Genomic DNA, 841 nt, shown 5'->3' on the forward strand with positions numbered 1-841 from the left:
GATGCCGTGGAGAGAGACTTCGGTCATGGAGGAACGTCTACGCTTTGTCGCCCGATTGCTGGAGGGCGAAGGAATGAGCGAGGTGTGTCGAGACTTCGGCATATCACGCAAGACCGGCTACAAGATATTCAATCGCTACAAGGATGATGGGCTTGAAGCTCTGACGGACCGGTCACGGCGTCCGGTGCGCTACGCCAACCAACTTCCCGATCCCGTCGAGGCAATGATCGTGCGCCTCAAAAAGGGGAAGCCGCACTGGGGTGCACGTAAGATCCGCGAACTGCTGGTGAAGAAGCTCGCCGGCGATGTCCGCATTCCAGCGAGCAGCACCGTGCATGCAGTGCTCGACCGCCACGGCCTTGTGCGCCAGGCCCGCAAGAGGAACCGGGCAAACAAGGCCATGGGCACCACGCTGTCGCAAGCCGTCAACGCAAACGATCTGTGGTGCGCCGACTTCAAGGGCGAATTCAAGCTTGGGAACGGTCGTTATTGTTACCCTTTGACCGTAACCGATCAGGCATCACGCTATCTATTGGCTTGCGAAGCCTTCGAATCGACACGCGAGCAGGCCGTGATCGAAGCCTTCCGCCGCCTGTTTGCCGAGCATGGCCTGCCTCAGGCGATACGCTCGGACAACGGGCTGCCCTTCGCTTCACCCAACGGGCTCTACAATCTGTCGAAGCTGTCGGTCTTCTGGCTCAGGCTTGGGATTGCGATCGAACGGATCAAGCCAGGCCACCCTCAGCAGAACGGGCGGCATGAGCGTATGCATCTGACATTGAAGAAGGAGGCAACGCGCCCGCCCGAACGTAACCTTCTTCAGCAACAGGTACGCTTCGAT

General features: G+C 59.2%; 1 protein-coding gene. It reads left to right on the forward strand.

All coding sequences use genetic code 11. From position 1 onward, the window contains the following. Position 1: 1 nt before the first annotated feature. On the forward strand, positions 2 to 841 hold an 840-nt coding region (locus WKI41_RS12770), incomplete at its 3' end, for a helix-turn-helix domain-containing protein (RefSeq protein ID WP_340193890.1).

Origin of the sequence: Agrobacterium larrymoorei (genome assembly GCF_037722385.1) — a bacterium.
In the GTDB taxonomy this organism is placed as follows: Bacteria; Pseudomonadota; Alphaproteobacteria; order Rhizobiales; family Rhizobiaceae; genus Agrobacterium; species Agrobacterium larrymoorei_C.